The 3,960-nt window shown below is 38.2% G+C and carries 2 protein-coding genes; both read left to right on the forward strand.

Features of this window, described 5'->3' with window-relative positions; translation table 11 throughout:
• A partial coding sequence (locus ABIB30_RS27155; RefSeq protein ID WP_354306154.1) for a non-ribosomal peptide synthetase occupies positions 1-3,255 on the forward strand: 3,255 nt, incomplete at its 5' end.
• Between the two features lie 111 nt (positions 3,256-3,366).
• A partial coding sequence (locus tag ABIB30_RS27160; RefSeq protein ID WP_354306155.1) for a condensation domain-containing protein occupies positions 3,367-3,960 on the forward strand: 594 nt, incomplete at its 3' end.

The following is a 3,960-nucleotide window of genomic DNA, read 5'->3' on the forward strand; positions in this document are numbered from 1 at the left end:
AATCCTGTACTGGAAGAGCTGGGACGTTTGATTGACCGGAGCCAGGGGGCTGTTTTCACAGCGATCCCACAAGTGGCCCTGCAGGCAGATTACCCTTTGTCTTCTTCTCAGCGCAGGTTATGGATACTGAGCCAGTTTACCGAAGGCAGTATTGCCTACAATATGCCAGGTGTGTTTGTGTTTGGAGGGGTACTTGATGAAGCTGCTTTTTCATATGCTTTTGAAAGCCTGATTGAACGTCATGAGATACTCCGTACAGTTTTCAGCGAGACAGAAAATGGAGAAGTCAGACAACAGGTTAAGAGTTCTGAAGCCCTGGGCTTTAGGGTTGGCTACCAGGATTTGAGTGAAACTGATGCACAGTCTGCTGTGCTGGAGAGTTTAATCAATACCAATGTCATTGAAGTCTTTGACCTTTCTGCCGGTCCTTTACTGCGGGCAGATGTTTACCGTTTAAGCAGTGAGCAGTGGGTATTCAGTTATGTGATGCACCATATTATCAGTGATGGCTGGTCAATGGGCGTGCTGCTCAAAGAATTATTGTTGTTGTACAATTCCTATGTTCAGGGCCAGGCATCGCCATTAACCCCTTTACGTATTCAATATAAAGATTATGCTGCCTGGCAGCAGGCGCAATTAACAGGCGCAGGTTTAAACGTTCATCAGCAGTACTGGCTGGATCAGTTTAGCGGAGAGCTGCCTGTCCTTGAACTACCAACCGATAAGGTTCGTCCGGCAATGAAGACTTATAATGGAAGTACGATTAGCAGGATGATAGGAGCAGAAGTCACGAATGGAATCAATGCACTTGTCCATGAGCAGGGCAGTACACTGTTTATGGGGCTTCTTGCAGCATTAAATGCCTTACTGTATTCTTATACCCAACAAGAAGATATCATTATCGGAAGTCCGATAGCTGGCAGAGAACATAGTGATCTGGAAGATCAGCTCGGTTTCTATGTCAATACTTTGGCTCTGAGGACACAATTTAAAGGAACAAATAATTATAAAGAGCTGCTTTCACTTGTAAAACAGGTAACAATGGATGCCTATGCACATCAGCTTTATCCTTTCGATGAATTAATAGAAGAATTGGATTTACAAAGAGATATAAGCAGAAGCCCTCTGTTTGATATTCTCCTCATATTACAAAATAACGAAAAGGTATATAGCAGTGCGAAGGATGAACTTGAACATTTGAGTATAACTGAATATAAAGGAGGCAAACACGTGATCAGTAAGTTTGACCTGACTTTTATTTTTGTTGAAGATGAACAAGGCATGCAGGTAGTTATTGAGTTCAATAATGATGTATATGATGAAAGAATAATAAACCAGCTTTACACTCATTTTGAACAGTTACTTACAGCAATTATAGAAAAACCTTTGTGTCCGGTTAATCAGCTGGACTATTTAACAACTAAAGAAAAACATCAGTTACTGATTGAATTTAATGATACTGTAAAATCCTATCCAAAGGAGAAATCAATTAAGAACTTATTTGAAGATCAGGTGGAGAAAACACCTGACGCTATTGCATTGGTCTTTGAAAATAAGGAACTAAGTTATCGGGAATTGAATGAAAAAGCTAATCAGCTTGCTGATTATCTGAACATGAGATATGTAATAGATTCAGATAGCCTAATCGGAATTGCGCTCGAGCGTAATGAATGGATGGTTGTTGCTATTGCAGCAGTGCTTAAAACAGGAGCAGGCTGTATTCCGATTGATCCTGATTATCCGAAAGAAAGAATCGATTATATGATAGATGACAGCAATTGTAAGTTCTTGCTGGATGCTGATGAACTGGAAAAATTTAGAAATGAGCCGATTAGTTATACCAAAGAAAACCTTAATAAGACCAGTAAAGCAGAAGACCTGGCTTATATTATTTATACTTCTGGATCAACAGGTAATCCGAAAGGATGCATGCTGGAAAACAGAGGTATAGTAAATCAGCTATACAGTAAAATCACGATGTTGCAAATAGCCGGGGGTACAGCTATTTGTCATAATTCACAATTGTATTTTGTAGGTTCTATATGGCAGCTATGGGCACCATTGATTGTTGGAGGAAAGGTAATTCTTTGTAACAATGAAGAGCTGAAAAATATGGGTACTATACTTGAAAAAGCCAACATTTTCAATACTCCGATTTTAGAAGTCATTCCTTCTCAGTTAAATGAATATTTGTCTCATGAAAAGGGGATCAAATTAGGAGCAATCAAAAAACTCATTCTTACTGGTGAAAAGCTAAATACCCGGTTTGTAAATCAGTGTTATGCTGATAATAATGATACGGATATTATTAATGGATATGGTCAGTCTGAATTTTCAAATGATACAGCCTATTACAAAATTCCCAGGAACTCTGAACGTCATAATGTTTTAATTGGCAAACCTATTCAGAATACCCGGATTTATATACTTTCTTCCGAAGGATCGATTTGCCCTATCGGAGTTATTGGTGAGATATGTACCAGTGGTGATGGGATATGCAGAGGTTACATCAATAAACCTGTACTTACCTCAGAAAAATTTGTTGATAATCCTTTTGAAAAAGAAGGGAAGATGTATAAAACAGGAGATCTGGGTAAATGGTTGCCTGATGGTGAAATTGAAGTACTGGGCAGAACAGACGAACAAATAAAAATCAGGGGGCACAGAATCGAACTTGGCGAGATAGAACGGGCGCTGTTGCAATATGAAGGAATTGAAAAAGTTCTGCTTCTTTTTAAAGATAACGACCATAATGAACCTGTTCTTGTGGCTTATATTGTTGGTAAAGTTGAGTTAAATGCAGTTCAGCTTCGTTTATATCTTTCGAAAAGAGTTCCTGTTTATATGTTGCCTGCTCAATATATATGGCTGGATAAAATTCCTTTACTGCAGAATGGAAAGACCGATAAAAAAGCTATAGCTGAATTGGGGGTGATTATGGAATCTGGAATTGCATATGAAGCACCCCAAAATGAAACAGAGAGAAAACTGGTGGAAATATGGGAAGAGATTTTGAAAAAAGAGAAAATAGGGGTACTCGATAATTTCTTTGATTTAGGTGGGCACAGTTTGAAAGCAACAACGATGCTTAATAAAATAACATCAGTTTTTAAGGTGAAAATAAGTCTGATGAATATCTTTCAAACACCAGATATCAGAAAGCTAAGTGAAGAAATTCAAAAAGCAATATGGCTTCAAAAGTCAAAAAATACGCTCATAGAGGATGAAGAATCCCGTGAAGTAATTAAAATATAATACACTGTTTACTACTCCATAATTAAATCGGCGCTGACAATTTAGCGGCTGCATTTATATGTTTATTTATAAAGGATACTTTTTACCGGTATAACCAATCAATTTGAAAAGATGATAGATAATTTAATTTTAGTTCTGGCTGAGAAAGGAATATTAATTAATGTTGTAGATGGCGAATTAATTGTCAACGCCCCTAAGGGTGTATTGGACGAAAATCTGATCAAACTGATTAAAGGAAATAAAGCTGAGCTTATTACTTATTTAGTTGAGTCTGATATTATAGTTGAGAACAAATTTGACCAGATAAAAGCGTTAAATCAGCAGACATCTTATTCACTTTCTTCTTCCCAGCGAAGACTATGGATTCTAAGTCAGTTTGAAGATGGAAATGTAGCTTATAACATGTCTGGGGTATTCATCTTTGAAGGTAATCTTCAAATTGTTTCCCTGAATTATGCGTTTAATGAGTTAATCTCGCGTCATGAGATTTTACGGACGGTGTTCCGGGAAGATGAATCCGGGGAAGTGAAGCAATTCATTTCTCCTGCCGGGAGTACAAACTTTAGTATTACATTAACTGATTTACAGGATGCCCAGGCGCAGGAGCGTGTAGTTCGTGAGCTGATCCAGGCTGACGTGAACCAGGGATTTGATTTGAGCAGCGGTCCTTTATTGCGTGCTGGTCTGTATCAGCTGAGTGCGCAG

It is taken from the genome of Pedobacter sp. UYP1, assembly GCF_040547305.1.
Lineage (GTDB): Bacteria > Bacteroidota > Bacteroidia > Sphingobacteriales > Sphingobacteriaceae > Pedobacter.